Source organism: Mesorhizobium sp. Primo-A (assembly GCF_003997175.1).
In the GTDB taxonomy this organism is placed as follows: Bacteria; Pseudomonadota; Alphaproteobacteria; order Rhizobiales; family Rhizobiaceae; genus Mesorhizobium; species Mesorhizobium ciceri.
The window spans coordinates 81,976-99,499 of the sequence record NZ_RZTG01000010.1; the positions used below are offsets into that span (position 1 = coordinate 81,976).

General features: G+C 63.1%; 16 protein-coding genes. 9 read left to right on the top strand and 7 right to left on the bottom strand.

Annotation, left to right across the window (positions count from 1 at the left end; translation table 11 throughout):
• Positions 1-38: 38 nt before the first annotated feature.
• Positions 39-1,610 carry an alkaline phosphatase family protein gene (locus tag EOC83_RS19345; RefSeq protein WP_063169139.1) on the bottom strand — a complete coding sequence of 524 codons (1,572 nt, stop codon included), beginning with the start codon at positions 1,608-1,610 and terminating at the stop codon, positions 39-41.
• A 225-nt stretch (positions 1,611-1,835) separates the two neighbouring features.
• On the opposite strand from EOC83_RS19345, the gene EOC83_RS19350 reads away from it, so the two are divergent.
• The 6 genes from EOC83_RS19350 (at position 1,836) to EOC83_RS19375 (ending at position 6,924) form a co-directional block, all read left to right on the top strand.
• Positions 1,836-2,768 (top strand): VOC family protein, encoded by a 933-nt coding sequence (locus EOC83_RS19350; protein ID WP_024503019.1) that lies wholly within the window; start codon positions 1,836-1,838, stop codon positions 2,766-2,768.
• 4 nt (positions 2,769-2,772) lie between these two features.
• Positions 2,773-3,393 carry an alpha/beta hydrolase gene (locus tag EOC83_RS19355; protein ID WP_027163149.1) on the top strand — a complete coding sequence of 207 codons (621 nt, stop codon included), beginning with the start codon at positions 2,773-2,775 and terminating at the stop codon, positions 3,391-3,393.
• 2 nt (positions 3,394-3,395) lie between these two features.
• Positions 3,396-3,695 carry a GNAT family N-acetyltransferase gene (locus tag EOC83_RS19360; RefSeq protein WP_013529296.1) on the top strand — a complete coding sequence of 100 codons (300 nt, stop codon included), beginning with the start codon at positions 3,396-3,398 and terminating at the stop codon, positions 3,693-3,695.
• 140 nt (positions 3,696-3,835) lie between these two features.
• Positions 3,836-4,894, top strand: coding sequence for a dipeptidase (locus tag EOC83_RS19365; protein ID WP_013529297.1), 1,059 nt, complete (start codon positions 3,836-3,838; stop codon positions 4,892-4,894).
• Positions 4,895-4,992: 98 nt separating this feature from the next.
• Complete coding sequence (locus tag EOC83_RS19370; RefSeq protein ID WP_063169138.1) at positions 4,993-6,303, top strand: flavin monoamine oxidase family protein; 1,311 nt, start codon at positions 4,993-4,995, stop codon at positions 6,301-6,303.
• A 210-nt stretch (positions 6,304-6,513) separates the two neighbouring features.
• A complete protein-coding gene (locus EOC83_RS19375) occupies positions 6,514-6,924 on the top strand; it encodes a hypothetical protein (RefSeq protein WP_013529299.1) in 411 nt (136 codons plus the stop codon).
• Between the two features lie 114 nt (positions 6,925-7,038).
• Here the strand turns inward: EOC83_RS19375 and EOC83_RS19380 are convergent, their stop codons facing one another.
• Entirely contained in the window at positions 7,039-9,126 is a 2,088-nt protein-coding gene (locus tag EOC83_RS19380) for an ATP-binding protein (RefSeq protein ID WP_027163147.1), read from the bottom strand.
• 67 nt (positions 9,127-9,193) lie between these two features.
• Complete coding sequence (locus EOC83_RS19385; protein ID WP_181172685.1) at positions 9,194-9,967, bottom strand: response regulator transcription factor; 774 nt, start codon at positions 9,965-9,967, stop codon at positions 9,194-9,196.
• A 46-nt stretch (positions 9,968-10,013) separates the two neighbouring features.
• On the opposite strand from EOC83_RS19385, the gene EOC83_RS19390 reads away from it, so the two are divergent.
• Complete coding sequence (locus tag EOC83_RS19390; RefSeq protein ID WP_063169136.1) at positions 10,014-10,715, top strand: response regulator transcription factor; 702 nt, start codon at positions 10,014-10,016, stop codon at positions 10,713-10,715.
• Positions 10,716-10,787: 72 nt separating this feature from the next.
• On the opposite strand, the gene EOC83_RS19395 is transcribed toward EOC83_RS19390, so the two are convergent.
• Entirely contained in the window at positions 10,788-10,955 is a 168-nt protein-coding gene (locus EOC83_RS19395; protein WP_013529303.1) for a hypothetical protein, read from the bottom strand.
• 37 nt (positions 10,956-10,992) lie between these two features.
• Positions 10,993-11,325: a hypothetical protein gene (locus tag EOC83_RS19400; RefSeq protein WP_063169135.1), complete on the bottom strand. Its 333-nt coding sequence runs from the start codon at positions 11,323-11,325 to the stop codon at positions 10,993-10,995.
• Positions 11,326-11,678: 353 nt separating this feature from the next.
• Here EOC83_RS19400 and EOC83_RS19405 point away from each other — a divergent pair, with 353 nt between their 5' ends.
• Positions 11,679-12,134 carry a L,D-transpeptidase gene (locus EOC83_RS19405; protein ID WP_013529305.1) on the top strand — a complete coding sequence of 152 codons (456 nt, stop codon included), beginning with the start codon at positions 11,679-11,681 and terminating at the stop codon, positions 12,132-12,134.
• A gap of 198 nt (positions 12,135-12,332) precedes the next feature.
• Here the strand turns inward: EOC83_RS19405 and EOC83_RS19410 are convergent, their stop codons facing one another.
• Entirely contained in the window at positions 12,333-15,416 is a 3,084-nt protein-coding gene (locus EOC83_RS19410) for an efflux RND transporter permease subunit (protein ID WP_063169134.1), read from the bottom strand.
• Complete coding sequence (locus EOC83_RS19415; protein ID WP_013529307.1) at positions 15,413-16,744, bottom strand: efflux RND transporter periplasmic adaptor subunit; 1,332 nt, start codon at positions 16,742-16,744, stop codon at positions 15,413-15,415. Before EOC83_RS19415 ends, EOC83_RS19410 begins: the two co-directional genes overlap by 4 nt.
• A gap of 145 nt (positions 16,745-16,889) precedes the next feature.
• On the opposite strand from EOC83_RS19415, the gene EOC83_RS19420 reads away from it, so the two are divergent.
• Complete coding sequence (locus EOC83_RS19420) at positions 16,890-17,423, top strand: TetR/AcrR family transcriptional regulator (protein ID WP_024503025.1); 534 nt, start codon at positions 16,890-16,892, stop codon at positions 17,421-17,423.
• Positions 17,424-17,524: the final 101 nt, after the last annotated feature.

Sequence of the window (17,524 nt, forward strand, 5' to 3'; positions counted from 1 at the left end):
GGATACAGGCCCGCGCCGGCAACGATGCGGGCCTGTGTTCATGTGTGGCGTGGAGGCAGGCCAGCGGCATGGCCGACGAGGCCGTTCTCGGTCAATTCGGCCAGTGCCAGCGATTGATCGAGATGTTCGGCCCGCCAGGCGAGCAGTCGTTCGGCGAATTCCAGCCGCACGGCGAGATGGCTGGGGTCGGCCGCGAGGTTGTCCAATTCGTCCGGATCGTTTTCCAGATCGAACAGCAGCGGCGGCAGGTTGCCGCCGAAATGCACATATTTGAAATGTTCCGTGCGGATTACGGCGAGATTGCATTGGCGTGAGGCGATGCCGAAATGGCGTTCGGCCTCGCCCGCGGCAACCGAGCGGAAATCGAACTCCCAATGCGCGGCATCGCGCCACGCCGCCGGGGCCTCTCCGCTCAGGAACGGCTTCAGCGACCTGCCGTCGAGATGCGGCGCGGGCTCTTCGCCGAGCAGGTCGAGAAACGTCGGCAAAATGTCGACCGCTTCGGTGAAGCTGTCGACCTTGCCGCCGGCCGCCTTGCCGTGGCGCGGATCGCGGATGATCAGCGGAATGTGGTAGCTGCCGTCGAAATAGCCTCCCTTGCCCAGCATGAAATGGTCGCCCATCATCTCGGCATGGTCCGAGGTCAGCACGACGATGGTGTCGTCCCACGCGCCGGCCGCCTTGACCGCTTGCCAGATGCGGCCGAGCTGGGCGTCGACCTCGGAAATCATGCCGTAATAGATCGCGCGGAGGACGCGAAAATCGTCTTCGCTCCAGTCGTGCACCTTGCCGCTGGCGTCGGGGCGGAATTTCATCTGTTTCTGCCGGCCGAGATCATAGGCTAGATAGGGATGGTTTTCCGCCTCCTCCTGCCAACTTGCCGCGCGCCGAAAGGCCGGGCCGTCAGCCGGATCGTACATTGTGTTGTAGGGCTCCGGCACTATGAAGGGCGGGTGCGGGCTGATGAAGGAAAGATGCGCGAACCACGGCGCGGCGTGCTCCTGTTCGCCAAGCCAACGCGCGAATTCGCCGGTCAGGAAGGCCGCCGGGGTTTGCTGCCCGGAGTAGACGGGCGGCGCGTTGTCGACGGTGGTTCCGACCGCGCCGTCGGCCACCGGGCGATGGATGTCGGGAGATCCGGCGCTGGCGTCGACACCTTGTAGTTCCAGCCAGGATAGCCATTGCTTCTGATGCTCGGGCAGCAACTGGCGCACCGTAAAGCCCGGCAGCACGCCTTCATAGCTTTGCAGCCGCGGATCGCCTGGCGCCAGCAGGCGCGGATCGAGCGACACATCGGTGTAGCCGAACAGCGTCGGATCATAGCCCAGGGCGCGAGCCGAAAGCGCAATGTTGCCGTGGCGAGCGTCGAGCGGCGTGCCATTGCGGCAGACGCGGTTGTTCATCTGGTAGAGGCCGGTATAGAGGCAGGCGCGAGCGGGCGAGCAGGGCGCCGCGCCGCCATAATGCCGCTTGAACAGCACGCCCTCCGCGGCCAAAGCGTCGGCATTCGGCGTTCGCACGATCGGATGACCGGCGGCGGACAGACAATCGCCGCGCCACTGGTCGCATGTGATCAGGAGAATGTTAGGCCGCCTGGCTTTTCCAGTCACTCACGATACCTTTGTCCCGGATGTCGAACGCCGTTTATGGAACCGAATTCTGGCCATGGCGCAAGTCTGACCTGCGAGCCAATTGGTGAACGAACCTTGTTCCATCGTTCACTTTTATGACACAGTCTATTCTGTGTTTGCCGCCTTTGCGGAAACTGCCCTGGTCCTCATATTGGCGTGGACAGCGGCGAGGGCCGCACATGTACCAAGGGAAGGAGCAAGACAATGCTCGACCAGATCAAGGGCCTGCATCACGTCACGTCGATGGCCAGGGATGCCCGCCAGAACAACGATTTCTTCACCAGGAAACTCGGTCAGCGCCGGGTCAAGAAGACCGTCAATTTCGACGCGCCCGATGTTTACCATCTTTACTACGGTGACGAGGCCGGTACGCCGGGTTCGGTGATGACCTATTTCCCCTTCCCCGACATCGGCAAGGGCCGGCATGGGGTCGGGGAAGTCGGAACCACCGTCTACTCGGTGCCGGAAGGCACGCTTGGCTATTGGGAAAAACGCTTTGCCGATGAGGGCGTCACCGGCCTCTCGCGCGAAGAAACCTTCGGTGAGAAGCGCCTGGCTTTTGCCGGACCGGATGGTGACGGCTTCGCGCTGGTCGAGTGCAAGAGCGACAGCAGAGCACCCTGGGCGAAAGGCGGCGTTCCCACGGATGAGGCGATCCGAGGCTTTCATTCCGTGTCGCTCAGGCTGAAGGATGGCGGCGCCACGGAAGAGCTGCTGAAGTTCATGGGCTATGAGGAAGTCGACAAGTCCGGCAATCTCAGGCGGCTGGCGGTGAAGAACGGCAATGGCGCCGATGTCATCGACATCGAATCGCTGCCGAGCACGGCCTTCGCCGATCTCGGCGCCGGCTCCGTCCATCACGTCGCCTTCGCGGTCGAGAACCGCGCCAGGCAGCTGGAAGTACGCAAGGCGTTGATGGACACCGGCTATGGGGTGACGCCGGTGATCGACCGCGACTACTTCTGGGCGATCTATTTCCGCACACCGGGTGGCGTGCTGTTCGAAGTCGCCACCAACGAGCCGGGATTCGATCGCGACGAGGATACCGCTCATCTGGGCGAGGCGCTGAAGCTGCCGACGCAGCACCAGCACCTGCGGCCCTATCTCGAGCAGCATCTGCAGAAGTTGGAAGGCTGAGACCATGAGCAAGGACGCTTACATCCACAAGGTGCTGCCCGGTTCGCCGGGCGGTCCATTGCTGTTCGTCTTCCATGGCACGGGAGGCGATGAGAATCAGCTTCTGTCGCTGGGGCGCGATCTCGCGCCCCAGGCAACCATCGTCTCGCCGCGCGGTGATGTGTCGGAACAAGGTGCCGCGCGCTTCTTTCGCCGCGCCGCCGAGGGCATCTACGATATGGACGACCTGGCGCGGGCGACGACCAAGATGGCGGGCTTCGTCAAGGCCCATGTTGAAGCAGCGAAGCCATCGGCCGTGCTGGGTCTCGGCTATTCCAACGGCGCCAATGTCCTAGCCTCGGTGGTGTTCGCGGTTCCAGCGCTGTTCGACGCGTCGGTGCTGATGCATCCGCTGATCCCGTTCGAACCTGAGGTCAAGGGCAGCCTCGCCGGCCGCCATATCCTGGTGACCGCCGGCAAGCGCGATCCGATCTGCCCACCGAACCTGACCACGCGGCTCGAGGCCTATTTGCGTGCCGACGGCGCCGATGTCACAGTGGAATGGCACGATGGCGGGCACGAGGTGCGGCCAAACGAGATCGAGGCGGCACGGCGGTTCTTTGCCGATACTGCCCAAGGAGCATAGCAATGCCTGACCAACTGCCTGAGATCGAACTTGAGGATCGCGGTTCCAAGGGCCGCTACGTCCTGCGTGGACCCGATGGCGCCGAGGCCGAGATGACTTTCACCAAGATCGGTGAGCACCAGATCATCATCGACCACACCGAAGTGCCGGACGTCTTTCGCGGCCAGGGTGCCGGGCTTCGGCTTGTCACCCGCGCCGTCGAGGATGCGCGTGCGGCGGGCAAGAAGATCATCCCGCTCTGCCCGTTCGCCAACGCTCAGTTCCGCCGCCATCAGGAATGGGCCGACGTGCTGAAGCGGTAGGGATTCGTTGCTTGGAAACGGCGCGGCAAGCGGCTGCCATCCCACCGGGGCGGCTTTGGCATTTGCGCGGGTGGCGCATCCTGCCTAAGTAGATAGGATATATCTTAGCCGCGCCGACAAACGAACCGAATGATCCCCCAATGACCGAAACCGATCTCGTTCCCGTCTTCGACGGCCACAACGATACGTTGCTCAGGCTCCATCAGTCGAAAGACACGGACGTCGAAAAACTGTTCATCGAGGGGAAATCGGGCGGCCATATCGACCTGCCACGCGCGAAAGCCGGCGGCTTCGCCGGGGGCATGTTCGCCATCTTTCCGCCGCCTGTCGAGAAATCCAGGCGCGGCGCCGTGCCCCTGGCGCCGGGCGCCGCCGAACCGCTGCCGCCCGAGGTTCCCCGCAATGAGGCGCTGACCTCGACCATCGCGATGGCCTCGATCCTGTTCAGGCTGGAACGGGCCGGAGCGCTCACCGTCTGCCGCAGCGCCGGCGATGTGCGCAATGCCATGGCGCAAGGGTCGATCGCCGCGGTGTTCCACATCGAAGGGGTCGAGGCGATCGATCCCGAGCTCACCATGCTCGACGTGCTGCATGAAGCCGGCCTGCGCTCGCTCGGCATCGTCTGGAGCCGTCCGAACGCCTTTGGCCACGGCGTGCCGTTCCGCTTCCCGTCTTCGCCCGACACCGGCCCTGGCCTGACCGATGCCGGCAAGGCGCTGGTCAAGGCCTGCAACCAGTTGAAGATCATGATCGACCTGTCGCATCTCAACGAGAAGGGCTTTCGCGATGTCGCCGCACTCAGCGATGCGCCGCTGGTGGCGACCCATTCCAACGTGCACGCGATCTGCGGCCATTCGCGTAACTTGACCGACTGGCAGCTCGGCGCGATCCGCGAAACCGGCGGCATGGTCGGGCTGAACTTCGCAACCGGCTTCCTGCGCGAGGACGGTCGCATGAATGCCGACACCAGCCTCGATATCATGGTGCGCCATATCGATTCGCTGCTGCAGGCGCTGGGTGAGGATGGCGTTGGTCTTGGCTCCGATTTCGACGGCGCCATGATCCCGGCCGTCATCGGCGATGTCGCCGGCCTGCCGAAGCTGATCGATGCATTGGCGGCACGCGGTTTCGGCCGCGCGCTGATCGAAAAAATCGCCTATCGCAACTGGCTCAATATGCTCGAGAAAACGATAGGTTAGAGACAGCCTGCGGCATGGTGTGTTCGGCCCGCCGGCATATGTCGACAAGGACATAGTTCGTCGGTGGAAGCCGGATACGATTGGGTGGATAGCCGGCAATGCTGAAGACCTTCACGGATGAGGGCGGCGAATTCGAGCGAGCCGATGTCGTCATCGTCGGTGCGGGTTTCACCGGCCTGTCGGCGGCGCTTGAGATGAAGAAGGCCGGCATCGATTTCATCCTGCTCGAAGCACGCGACCGCGTCGGCGGACGCGTCGAGTCCCGATTGAACGGACTTGGCGAACGCATCGATGGTGGTGGCCAGTTCCTGTGCGAGGACATGCCGGAATTGATGGCCATGGTCGAGGCGCGCGGCAAGACGCTGGTTGAAACCTATGTCGATGGCGACTTCATCACCCAGCCGACGATGTCCGCACAACGAGCTGAGCGGACCTATCATGCCGCGATGGCGATCCGCGAGCGCATGAACGGGATCGATCCGGACGATGCCTCGATTGCCGGACTGACCGTCGCCGACTGGCTTGCCTGCCAGCACGATTCGGCCGATGCAAGGATGGCTTTCCGTTCGATGATCGAAGGTCTCTGGTGCATGGCGCTGGACCAGATTCCTCTCTGGTATTTGATCGACAATGACCGGCGGGTCACCAACGAGGTGACGGAACTGCAATATTCTGTGCGCGAAACCATGCATTCGCTGGCCGACGATCTGGCCCGCGACCTTGGCGATCGGTTGCGGCTAAGCGAGCCGGTCACGCGCATCGAGCACAGTTCGCCAGGTGTTCTTGTCGTTTCGGCCGGGGGTGCCGTCGAGGCGCGCACGGTTCTGGTTGCCGTCCCGCCGGCGAAGGTGACGGAGCTCGCCTTTGCCCCCGCTTTGCCGGCCGGACTGGGGCGGGCACTCGGCGCCTGGGAAAGCGGCGCGGCTATCAAGATCCTGGTGCGCTATGCCAAACCGTTTTGGCGGGCGCGGGATTTGAGCGGCATGGTGATGTGGCTCGAGCCGCCGGGGCTGTTTGCCTGCGACGCCGGCAAGGATGCGGAGCATGCGGCGCTCGTCGTGTTCGCCGGCGGCTCGCTCGCGCTGCGTTGGCGCGACCTCGGCGAGGCGGAACTGCGTGCGGAGGTGACCGGCCGGCTGGAGGCAGCCCTTGGTCCGGATGCCGGTGACGTCATCGATTTCAGTTTGCGTGACTGGACAGGAGATCGCTGGAGCGGCGGCGCGTACAGCGATCTTATTGTCGATGTTACAGCGACAGACGCCGAGCGAACGATCCTTGCCGGCGCACCGCCGGTGTATCTCGCCTCTTCAGAACTCTCGCCATCGTTTCCGGGGTATGTCGAGGGCGCCATCATTGCCGGGCGCATCGCCGCGCACAAGATCATTGCCGAGCTTCAAGCTCCGGGCTGAGCCTGATCTTTTCGAAAGACTGTTCGGTAAGATCGGTCAAGTTGCGCCTCGAGCCTCGGCGCCGTCGAAGCCATGCCCGATTTTGCCCGACTTCGCCCGAAATGCTGTTTCGAATTCGTTACAGTGCCAATCCTTCGCCACCCCATCACCGTTACAAAGCGCGGATAAGTTCATTTCACCGCCAAAAGAAACTCAGCGAAGGGGAAGGTAATGCATGCAAAAATCCAGACGATCCGCGGCGAGAGCCGCCTTCAGGCTCCAGAGCGCAATGACCGCCGTCCGAAACTGGCGCTGCGCCAGCGGGCCAGCGACCACCCCATGGCGATGTTCATGGTGCTGGCTGCTTGCGCCTTCGTCGGCATGGCGTTCACGCCGACAATCGGGCCGGCCTTCGCTTCGTTGAATCCGCCGGCCAATCTCATCGACGGCGCGCAGACGACGACCAGGACCGCGCGTCTGCCGGTGCCGTTGACCGACTTCGCCTGCAAGGGCCAGGCCTGGGGTGCCGAGAGCATGGATTGCCTGCGCGCCATCGCCGAACAGTCCGGAACACACAAAAGCCGGGCGATCCGCATGATCGCCAATGCCGCGCCGTTGACCGGCACGCCGAATATTTTCTGATTTCCGTCGAAGCATGGTCCCGAAAACCGTTCCCGTTTTGTGGATCATGCTCTGACCTCCCCGAGCGCCCTCCAGTGCGCTCCTTTTGGCTCCCGCCCCCGGGAGCCTCTTTTTTTATCCTTTCAAGGCCGCCTGTTCGGCGATGGCGGAGAGCACGCTGCGCACATCCAGCGTGCTGAACGGCTTTTCCAGAATCTGCGGTCGCTGGTGCGCCGGCAAGGCTTCGATTTCGGCTTTGGCACCGATCAGGTCTCCGGTGACCAGCACGAAACGCCGCGCCAAATCGGGCTTTTCGGCGAGCAGCTCACGATAGATCGATATGCCGCTGACGCCGGGCATGCGCAGGTCCGAAAAAACGATGTCCGGCGGCATGTGGCCGCTCAAGGTGGCGGCGGCCGATTCCCAGACCGGCACGATCCGCGACTTGATGCCCATCAGTTCGAGGATGTCGGAGAGTGACCCGGCGACATCCGGCTCGTCGTCGATGATCAAGGCATGGCGCAGGCCGCTCGATCGCGGCTGGTTGTCGCCGGCGGTGGCGAGGCCGGCCACGATGGCCGGCAGCTGGACGACGAAACGCGCGCCTCTCGGGAGCACTTCCTCGAACCAGACATTGCCATTGTGCCGCTCGATGATCGATTTCGAGATCGACAGGCCGATGCCGGTGCCGACGCCGACCGGCTTGGTGGTGAAATAGGATTCGAAGATGCGGCCGCGGATCGCTTCCGGCACGCCGGGCCCATTGTCCTCGACCGAGAAGCAGGGATGATCCCGGTCGCTGCGGAACGTCCGCACCTTGATCAGCCGGTCGCCGGCAATGCCAGCCAAAGCGTGCTGGCTGTTGATGAGGAAATTGGCCGCCACCTGCGTCACATGGTCGGCGTCGGCCATGGCCAGCAGCGGGCCTGCGGCGAAATCGGTGTCGATGATGATGCCGCTTGAGCGCGCGCCATAGGCGGTCACTTCAAGTGCCGCCCGGATCACCTGGTTGAGGTCGGTCTCGGCTTGTGCCGCGGGATGGAGGCGGACCATCGACAGGAAGCTCTTGACGATGCGGCCGCAGCGCTCGGCGGCCGCGCGGACCTTTTCGGCGCGCACCTTGGTTTGCGGATCGGAGGCGAATTCGTGCAGCAGCGTCGATTGCGCCACAACCACGGCCAGCGGGTTGTTGAGCTCGTGCGACACACCGGCCAGCAACGAACCCATCGCCGCCATCTTCTCGTTCTGGTGCAGCTTCTCGCGTTGCCGGCCGATTTCCTCCTCGGCGCGCAATTTGTCGCGCAGGTCGCGGATGGAGCCGAAGATCAGGCGGCGGTCGGCAACCCGCATCTCGGTGGCCGTCAGCTCGATCGGGAACACTTCGCCGGCGGCATTCTGGGTCACCGTCTCGAGCCGCTGGCCGACCATCGGCGCGCCGCGGCCGGACATGTATTCGGCTCCTGAGGCATAGCCCTTGCGGTAGTAGATCGGCACGATCGTATCGAGCAGGTCCTTGCCGAGGATGTCGCTGCGCTGGAAGCCGAACATCTTCTCGGCGGCCGGATTGAATTCGATGATCGAGCCGGTCTCGTCGATGACGACAATGGCGTCGAGCGAGGCCTGCAGCATGGTGCGGCGAATGACCTCGCTGGCGTGGGCGTCGGAGGGCGAGCGCTCTATGGCGTCGCCGATGGCCAGCGCGATGATGTGCAGCGTCGCCTCTTCCTCGTCGGTCCATGCACGCTCGTTGATGCAGTCATTGACCGCCAGCGTGCCCCAGAGATGGCCGTGCGCGAAGACCGAGACCGAGAGGAACGATTTGATGTTCTGCTTCTCGAAATCGGTCCTCAGGAAGCCTTCGAGGTCGCGCGTATGACCGGCGAAGATCTTGCCTTGCCTCTCGTCCTCGGCAAGCCGCTCCAGCAGCGGGTCGGAATTGACGATCGATTGCATGATGACGGTCGGTGATGCCAGTTCGCCGCCGAAAAGAGGGTCGATCCAGTAGGCGGCGACGGATTGGGCGAAGCCCTGGCCAGGCAGTTCGCGCAAGCGAAACAGGATGCCGCGCTGGCAATCCATGGCCCGGCAGAGCGTTTCCAGTATGCCGTCCATCTCGCGCTGCCAGTCGCCGGCCTCGCGCAGCCGGCGAACGACGCGCACGGCCGCCATCGCCGCGCCCTGCCTGAACCCTTGCATATCGGTGCTTGCTGCTTCAGCGATCATCTTGTGCTGTCATTCCGGAGTCGCGCCAATTCGGCCGGCGAGCAACTACATCCTTCTGGCCCGGTGCTCAGTTGCCGTCGCCGGCCGGCAGCGAGAAGATATAGCCCTCGCCGCGCACCGTGCGCAGGAATTTCGGATTGGCGGGATCGGCCTCGATCTTTTTGCGCAGCCGCATGATGCGAATGTCGACCGCGCGTGACGATTCCGGATCTTCGGTGAAACCGATCGCCTCGGAGATAGCGGCGCGGCTCAGCAGCCGGTTGGCGCGGGTGAGGAAAATCTCCAGCACGTCGAACTCGCTCTTGGCCATGTCGATCACCACGCCATTGGCGCCGGTGACCAGCCTGCCGTCGAGATCGGCCTGGAAGGGGCCGAAGGCAACGGAACGGCGATCCGCCCCGGCCCTCTTGTCCTGCAGCTCTTTGGGCTGGGGAACCCGGCGCAACACGCTGCGCACCCTGGCCAGCACCTCGCGCAATTCGTAAGGCTTGACGATGTAGTCGTCGGCACCGAGTTCCAGCCCGACAATGCGGTCGAGCGCGGTGCCGGCCGCGGTCGCATAGATGATGCCGATCGGCAGTTTCGAACGCAGCCAGCGGCCAAGCGAGAGGCCGTCCTCGCCGGGCATGGCGATGTCGAGAATGGCAAGATGAAACGACTGCGTTTCAACGAGGCTGCGCGCGGCGGCCGCACTTTCAGCGGTGGCCACGTCATATCCGGCGGCGCCAAGGTATTCGGCGACAGCGTCCCTCAGGTCGGGCTCATCCTCGACGATGACAATTCTTGCCCGCACGATGCTTTCGCTCCCACTTTCAGTGGAAAGTAGATTGGGTATAAACATCATGTCCAGCACTCATATCGGGGTTGCCAGGGAACGGTTGGAAAACATGGCCGCACGATCCGTCATTGCGCTCGTTTCGGTAGCCGAAGTGGTCGCGACCGAACTCGCCGACCATCTTGAACGGCGCGGCCATGACGTGCATCAGGCACGCCAGCCCTGGGAGGCCGAATCGCTGCTGTCGGGAAAGGGCATCGACGTCGTCGTCGTCGGCGACAGCCTCAGCCAGGCGGAGGGGCGGGACCTGCTCAGACGTTATGGCGGCCAAGGAGGAGGCGGTGAGGGCGGACCGGATTTCATCCTGATCTGCCGCCCGGCCGATCTTGTCGACAAGGTGCTGGCGCTGGAGCTTGGTGCGGCCGACGTCATCGAGAGCCCGCTCAATGTCCGTGAACTGGCCGCCCGTGTCGGCGGCCTGCTTTCGCGCCGCGGCAGGGGCACCCAGGAACTGATCGTGCTGGAGAACGCGACCGTCGATCTGAGATCGGCGATGGTCATGCATCGCTCCGGCACGGAGGAACAGCTTTCGCCCGGTCAGGTGGCGCTGCTCAGGCTGTTCCTGGCCAGTCCGCGCAAGGTTTTGACGCGCGACGACATCATCGCCGCGGCGCCGGCCGAAAACGCCGATGCCTTCGATCGCTCGATCGATTCGCGCATCGTGCGGCTGCGCCGCAAACTCGACACCGAAACCATCACCACCATACGCGGCGCCGGCTACCGGTTCGATCCGCCGCGGCAATTCGCGGACTGATTGCCGGGCACTGACGCAGTCTCTGGTTTCGGGCATCGGATTTTCCATCTCCGGCCCCGACGCTCTTGGCGCTCAGCGTACCAGCAGAAGCGATGGACCCACCGGCATGTCACTGCCCATGGTCAGCTCGCCAGCGTGGGCGCGGTCCCTGAGCAGCACGGTGGCAAGGCCGGCAAAGCCGAGCAGGCCCTGGGCGTAAAGCAGTGCGGAAAGCACCGAAGCGGCAAATTTCGTTTTCATCGTACCAATTCCCCAAAATGGTTTGTTGCGGGTCGCTTCAGGATACCCCCGAAGCGCCCGCGCCGCCCACGGAACCCCCCGTCTCGGCGCGGGCCTTCGGTCCTCTCGGCAGCAAGTTGCCGGAGGCGCCGCGCAAACCCGTCAGCCTAAGGCCGACCCGCCAGAGGGCCTTTAGCCGGGCGATGCGCAGGCTGGAAACAATCCAGACCGTGGCGAAAAACAGTGCGGCGTGCAGGGTCGAAATCTCGCCTGAAGTCATCGCGCCGAGGCTTGTCAGCGGGGTGCCGGCAACCATGCCGACGCCGCCGATGACCGCTGCCGCGATGCTGATCCTGAAAAGCCAGGACAGCGCGTTCGATTTCGTTCCCATGTTCGTTACCGGCTGTTTTCGTTGCGTCAACTTTGCTTGCGGCCCGTATCCGGATCATGCCGCTTGAAACCTCGCTTTGTTGCAGTTCGGTTTCGAGATCTACGGCGGTCCTTTCGAATACTGCTAATTCGCACTTTCGTTTAGCGACGGATACCCATGTTCCTGACCTTGGTCTTGCTATGGTCTCGCTGGCGGGCCACCGACGGCTCTAATGGGGTTGGCGTTTGTTAACCAGTGGAAACAGATTCGAAACACAAATGAGCATTTTGCGAAATCTCTCCGAAACATGACGTTGGGATAAGCAGCCATCGAATTGGAGCCGGCTGGACCGGCAGAGAGAGGGGATTTTCTTCATGCATACCGCCATTTCCGCCAAGCTCATCAACATCGCCGCCGCCGCGCTGACCGGTGCCGCACTGCTGTTCGGCTCGGGCGCCGCGCATGCCGCCAACAAGATCGTGGCGCGCGTTTCGCTTTCGCAGCAGATCATGGAAGTCTCCGTCGACGGCCGGCCGACCTTCGCCTGGAAAGTCTCCACCGGCGACCGGGCCCATGTGACGCCGACCGGCTCGTTCAAGCCGACCCGCATGCATGAAATGTGGTATTCGAAGAAATACGACAACGCCCCGATGCCGCACTCGGTCTTCTTCAGCGGCGGCTATGCGGTGCACGCGACCTATGCGATCAAGCGCCTCGGCCAGCCGGCTTCGCATGGCTGCGTGCGGCTGCACCCCGACAACGCCGCCGATTTCTACCAGCTCGTCGAAACCTTCGGGGCGACCAACACCAGCATCGTCATCGTCAAGTAGCAGGCTGGAAACGGTGGCGTGGCAGCATGCTGCCGCGCCTCAAAGCTCCCTCCGGAAACGCTGCGGTATTGCGTACAGTTCAAACCGGCGGTATCGAGCCCAGCCAAAAAGAAAAGAGGCCGGGAATTTCCCGGCCTCTTTTCTTTTGTTTCCATCGATTTGCCCCGCGCATTTCTGGGCGGGACTCCCTAGACCGTCCTAGCTCGGCAGTGCCGGCATCAGCTTGGGGTCCGGCTTCTCCGCCAGATGAGGCAGGTCCTTGCTGGCGATAAAGGTGTAGAACATGGGCACGACGAAGAGCGTGAATATGGTGCCGACCAGGATGCCGGTGAAGATGACCAGGCCCATCGAATAGCGGGCCGCGGCACCAGCGCCGCTGGACGTGATCAGCGGCACAACGCCGAGCGCCATCGCCGCCGTCGTCATCAGGATCGGCCGCAGGCGCACCTTGGCCGAGGCGATGATGGCATCGCGCCGCCGCATGCCATGCTTTTCACGCTGCTGGTTGGCGAACTCGACCAGCAGGATGCCGTGCTTGGTTATCAGACCGATCAGTGTGATCAGGCCGACCTGCGTGTAGATGTTGAGCGTGCCGAGGCCCAGATTGAGCGGCACGATCGCGCCGAAGATCGACAACGGCACCGCCATCATGATGATCAGCGGGTCACGGAAGCTTTCAAACTGCGCCGCCAGCACCAGATAGATGACGACAACTGCGGCCGCGAAAGCGATCAGGATGGTGTTGCCCTGTTCCTTTTCCTGTCGCGATTGACCGGAATAATCGATGAAGAACGTGTCGGGCAGGCTCTCCTTGGCGATGTCCTCCAGCGCCTTCAGCCCGTCGCCGGTGGTGACGCCGGGCAGCGGAAGCGCCGAAATCGTCGACGAATTCAGCTGGTTGAACTGCTCGATTGCCGCCGGCGCCGCATTGGTCGAAATCTTGACCACCGCCGATAGCGGCACCATCTCGCCGGTCACGCTGCGCACGAAGTATTCGCCGAGCTTGTCGGGGTCGTCGCGGAACTCCTGCGGCACCTGCGGGATGATGTCGTAGCTGTTGGAATCGCGGTCGAACTGCGCCACTTCGGCGCCGCCGACCAGCAAGGTCAGCGTGCGGCCGATATCGGCGATCGGCAGGTTCAGCGCGGCGGCGCGGTCGCGGTCGATGGTCACCGTCACCTCCGGTGCGTCATAGGCCATCGAATTCTGCACGACGATGAAGCGGCCGGAGGCCTGCGCCTTGTTCTTGATCTGCTCGGCCACCTCGTACACTTCCGAGGAAGCGCCGGTCGATCGCACCACCATGGAAATGGGCAGGCCGCCGCCGGAGCCCGGCAGCGTCGGCGGTGCGAAGACGAAGGCCTCGACACCGGCCACTTTGGCGATACGGGCCGTAATGTCAGCCTGCAGTTCCTTCGAATTGCGCTTGCGTTCCGCCCAGTCCTTGAAGGCATAGCCGACGAAGGCGCTGTTTGTCGTGCCGCCGAAGGCGACGGCCGAGAACTGCGCCCGTGTTTCGGGAATATCCTTCACCAGGCCGAGGATCTGGTTGACGTATGTCTCGGTATAATCGGACGTCGCATAACGCGGCGCCGTCACAATCGAGAGCAGAAAGCCCTGGTCCTCTTCCGGCGCAAGTTCGCTCGAGGTCTTGGTGAACATGAAGCCGGTGACGCCGACAAGCGCAAGCACGATGATCAACGTCAACGGGCGATAGTTCAGCGATCCGGTGACGGCGCGTTCATAGACATGCTCGACGCGCGCGAAGGTGCCGTCGACAATGCGCTGGAAACGGCCCGGCGTGCCGGACTTCAAGAGGCGTGCCGACATCATCGGGGTGATGGTGATGGCGATGACACCCGACAGCACCACCGAGCCGGCGAGCGTGACCGCGAATTCACGGAACAGCGCGCCGGTCAGGCCGCCGGTAAATGCCAGCGGTGCGAACACGGCGGCCAGCGTCATGGTCATGGCAACGATGGCTGATGCGATTTCGCGCATACCGCTGAACGCAGCCTGCATCGGCGACATGTGATCTTCTTCCATGTGACGATGGATGTTCTCCACCACCACGATGGCGTCGTCGACGACCAGGCCGATCGCCAGCACCATGGCCAGCAGCGACAGAAGGTTGATCGAGTAGCCAACCGCGAACAAAAGGAAGCAGACGCCGATCAGCGACAACGGGATGGTGATGATCGGCATCATCACCGACCGGAAGGAGCCAAGGAACAGAAGGATGACGACGACGACGATGGCAACCGCCTCGCCGATGGTCTTGAACACCTCTTCAATCGAGGCGCTGATCTGCCCGGTCGCGTCGTAGACGACCTCGATCGTCATGCCTTTCGGCAGTGTCTCCTGAATCTGCGGCACCAGCTTGGTGAGCGCAGCCGCCGTGGTCAGCGGATTGGCCGCCGGCGTCGGGAAGATGGCGAGGAAGGTGCCTGGCTTGCCGTTGAACGAGACCCTGGTATCGGTGTTCTCGGCGGCGAGTTCGACGCGAGCCACGTCGCGCAACCGCACCACATTGCCGTCGGTCGAGCGCAGCGGCAGCTCGGCGAATGCCTCCGGCGTCTGCAATGTCGAGCGCACGGTGATCGAGGAAACGACATACTCGTTCTGGGTGTTGCCGGGCGCCGACAGGAAGTTGGAATTGTTGATCGCCGTCAGCAGTTCGGAGGCGGTCACGCCGCGCGCTGCAAGTTTGACCGGATCGATCCAGACGCGCATCGAGTATTCCTGGGCGCCGAAGATCTGCACGTCGGCGACGCCTTCGACCGTCGACATGCGCGGTCTGATGACGCGCTCGATATACTCCGTCAGCTGCTCCTTCGTCATGTTCGGATTCTGCATCGAGATGTACATCATCGCGAACTGCTGGCCGGTGCCCTTGACGATGACAGGGTCCTTCGACGCGTCCGGCAAAGTGCCGCGCACGCCCTGGACCTTGGACAGAACTTCGGTCAGCGCGACGTCGGGGTTCGAGCCGAGCTTCATCTGCACCGTCACGGTGCTGGAGGACGGGCGGCTGGACGAGGTGACGTAGTCGATGTTTTCGGTCGAGGCGACGGCGCGGGCGATCGGGGCGGAAATGAAGCCCTGGATCAGATCGGCGCTGGCGCCTGGATAGGCCGTGGTGATCGTGATGGCCGTTTCATCGACCTTCGGATACTGCCGGATCGACAGATTGAAGATGCCCTGGAAACCCAGGAGCAGGATCATGCAAGCAAGGACCGTCGAAAGAACAGGCCGGCGAATGAAGAGATCTGAAAAGCTCATTGCTGGTCGGCCTGCTTGTTCGCCGATTTGGTCGGGTCGATGGTGTTGTCCACAACGACGGACATGCCGTTGAAGAGGCGGTTCTGACCGGCGGTGACGACCTCGTCGCCGGCCTTCAGCCCCTCGACGATCTCGACCATGCCTTGATTGCGGCGGCCGGGCTTGACGAACACCTGCGACAGCACGAGCGCGGGCTTGTCACCTTCCGCCGCCGGCTTGGCCCCATCGGCAGCCTTGTCAGTTGGCTTTGCCGCATCGGCGGCAGGCTTGGCTGCATCAGCCGCCGGCTTCATGGCATCGGCCGGCTTGGTGTCCGCAGGCTTGGCGTCAGCCGATTTGTCGGCTGCCGGCGCAGCGGGTTTTTCCTCCGGCTTGGCAGCTGGCGCTGTCTCGGCGGGCTTGGCTGGCTGCACCACGAAGATGTAGTCGCCATAGAGACTTGTCGTCAGCGCCGTCTGCGGCAGGGTCAGCACGTTCTGCTCTTCGGGCAGCTCGACACGCACCTGCACGAACTGGCCGGGGGTCAGCTTGCCATCGGGATTGGCGACTTCCGCCCGGATGTTCACCAGCCGGCTGGACGAGTCGATCTTCGGGTCTATGCCACGAATGGCGCCTGCGAATGGCCTGTCCTCGCCGCCAAAGCCCAATCGAATCGTCTGGCCGATCTTGAGCAAGGCGAGTTGCTGTTCGGGAACCGTGAAATCGACCCGCATCGTGTCGAGGTCCTGCAATGTCACCACGGCGGTGCCGGGCGCCAGATACTGGCCGACATCGATCTTCGGGATACCCACCGTGCCGCCGAAAGGCGCCGTCAGCTGCTTCTGGTCGAGCACGGCCTGCAGCTTGGTGACTTGGGATGCCGAGGCCGAGGCCGCCGCACGCGCCGTGTCCAGCGTCGAGTCGGAGCCAACGCCACGCCTGGTCAGTTCGATGGCGCGGGCAAGTGAGGTCTGGTCTAGCGCGGCCTGCGCCTTCTGTGCATCGAGGTCGGCGCGCTCGACGGCGTCATCGAGTTGCAGCAGAACCGCATTGTCCGCCACCTTCTGGTTGGCATGGAAAAGGATGTCCTTGACGATACCGGTAGTCTCGACCGTCAGGTCGACACCGCGCACCGCCTTGACCGTGCCGATCGCCTCGACGCCTGGCGTCCAGGCCGAAGGCTTGGCGATGGTCGTCGAAACGGTTGCCGCCGGCGGCTTCATCGATGCGAAGTACTGCTTGATGCCGTTGTCGCGCAGGAAGTTGAAGCCGACGATGCCGCCGACCACGACGACGAGCAGGGCCAGAACCAGAACAATGATAAAGATACGGAGTATGCGCTTGAACAAGGAAGTCCCCTCAGTCGAAATCCGGCGCGAAGCGCGGATATCGGGACACATACCGACTGCGGGTCCCGATTTCAAATAATGGCGGTCTTCCTGTACCGTCTGGACGGTCTTGTCAATTGGGCCTAAGCTTGCGATGGGAGGCACCATGAGAGCCCAAAGACCGAATTCGCGCGAGAAGATTCTCGCCGCGGCGGCTGATGTTGCCCGGGAATCCGGACCAGGCAGCCTGTCGCTGGATGCCGTCGCCAGCCGTGCCGGCGTGTCGAAGGGAGGGCTCCTCTACAATTTCCCGACCAAGGCCAAATTGATGCAAGGTTTGGTCGAAGGCTATCTGCGCGAGTTCGAGCACGCGCTGGAAGCCGCCAGCACAAATGACAAGGACGAAAATCCCCTGGCCGTCTACATCAGGCTGTCGGCCAATGATTGCGAGGAAAAGCAGCCGTCGGCGTCCTGGATCTTCTCGGCCATCGCCGAGGATCCCGATTTCATGATGCCGATAAAGACCTTCAAGCGGCAGCTTTTCGAGCGGCTGAAGGGCGAGACGCCGGATCTCAAATCGCTGTTGATCTGCTATCTCGCCATCGAGGGATTGCGCAGCATGAACCTCTTCGATTCGGATGTCCTGTCGAAAGACGAGCGCCAGTTGTTGGTATCGTCGCTGCTCGAGATTGCCAAATAGGCGCCGCCCACCCGCTTTTCGGCAGGCCTGTTCGTGAACGCGGCGTTCGCCGGCGTCACACAGGGTTCATCGTGCGGACATAGCGTCTTCCCAGTTCTTTG

Coding starts and splice junctions, on each gene's coding strand:
- EOC83_RS19360 (WP_013529296.1), top strand. CDS start 3,396: ATGCCTGACCAACTGCCTGAGATCGAACTTGAGGATCGCGGTTCCAAG.
- EOC83_RS19410 (WP_063169134.1), bottom strand. CDS start 15,416: ATGAGCTTTTCAGATCTCTTCATTCGCCGGCCTGTTCTTTCGACGGTC.
- EOC83_RS19390 (WP_063169136.1), top strand. CDS start 10,014: ATGGCCGCACGATCCGTCATTGCGCTCGTTTCGGTAGCCGAAGTGGTC.
- EOC83_RS19395 (WP_013529303.1), bottom strand. CDS start 10,955: ATGAAAACGAAATTTGCCGCTTCGGTGCTTTCCGCACTGCTTTACGCC.
- EOC83_RS19380 (WP_027163147.1), bottom strand. CDS start 9,126: ATGATCGCTGAAGCAGCAAGCACCGATATGCAAGGGTTCAGGCAGGGC.
- EOC83_RS19375 (WP_013529299.1), top strand. CDS start 6,514: ATGCATGCAAAAATCCAGACGATCCGCGGCGAGAGCCGCCTTCAGGCT.
- EOC83_RS19385 (WP_181172685.1), bottom strand. CDS start 9,967: ATGTTTATACCCAATCTACTTTCCACTGAAAGTGGGAGCGAAAGCATC.
- EOC83_RS19355 (WP_027163149.1), top strand. CDS start 2,773: ATGAGCAAGGACGCTTACATCCACAAGGTGCTGCCCGGTTCGCCGGGC.
- EOC83_RS19370 (WP_063169138.1), top strand. CDS start 4,993: ATGCTGAAGACCTTCACGGATGAGGGCGGCGAATTCGAGCGAGCCGAT.
- EOC83_RS19350 (WP_024503019.1), top strand. CDS start 1,836: ATGCTCGACCAGATCAAGGGCCTGCATCACGTCACGTCGATGGCCAGG.
- EOC83_RS19405 (WP_013529305.1), top strand. CDS start 11,679: ATGCATACCGCCATTTCCGCCAAGCTCATCAACATCGCCGCCGCCGCG.
- EOC83_RS19400 (WP_063169135.1), bottom strand. CDS start 11,325: ATGGGAACGAAATCGAACGCGCTGTCCTGGCTTTTCAGGATCAGCATC.
- EOC83_RS19365 (WP_013529297.1), top strand. CDS start 3,836: ATGACCGAAACCGATCTCGTTCCCGTCTTCGACGGCCACAACGATACG.
- EOC83_RS19420 (WP_024503025.1), top strand. CDS start 16,890: ATGAGAGCCCAAAGACCGAATTCGCGCGAGAAGATTCTCGCCGCGGCG.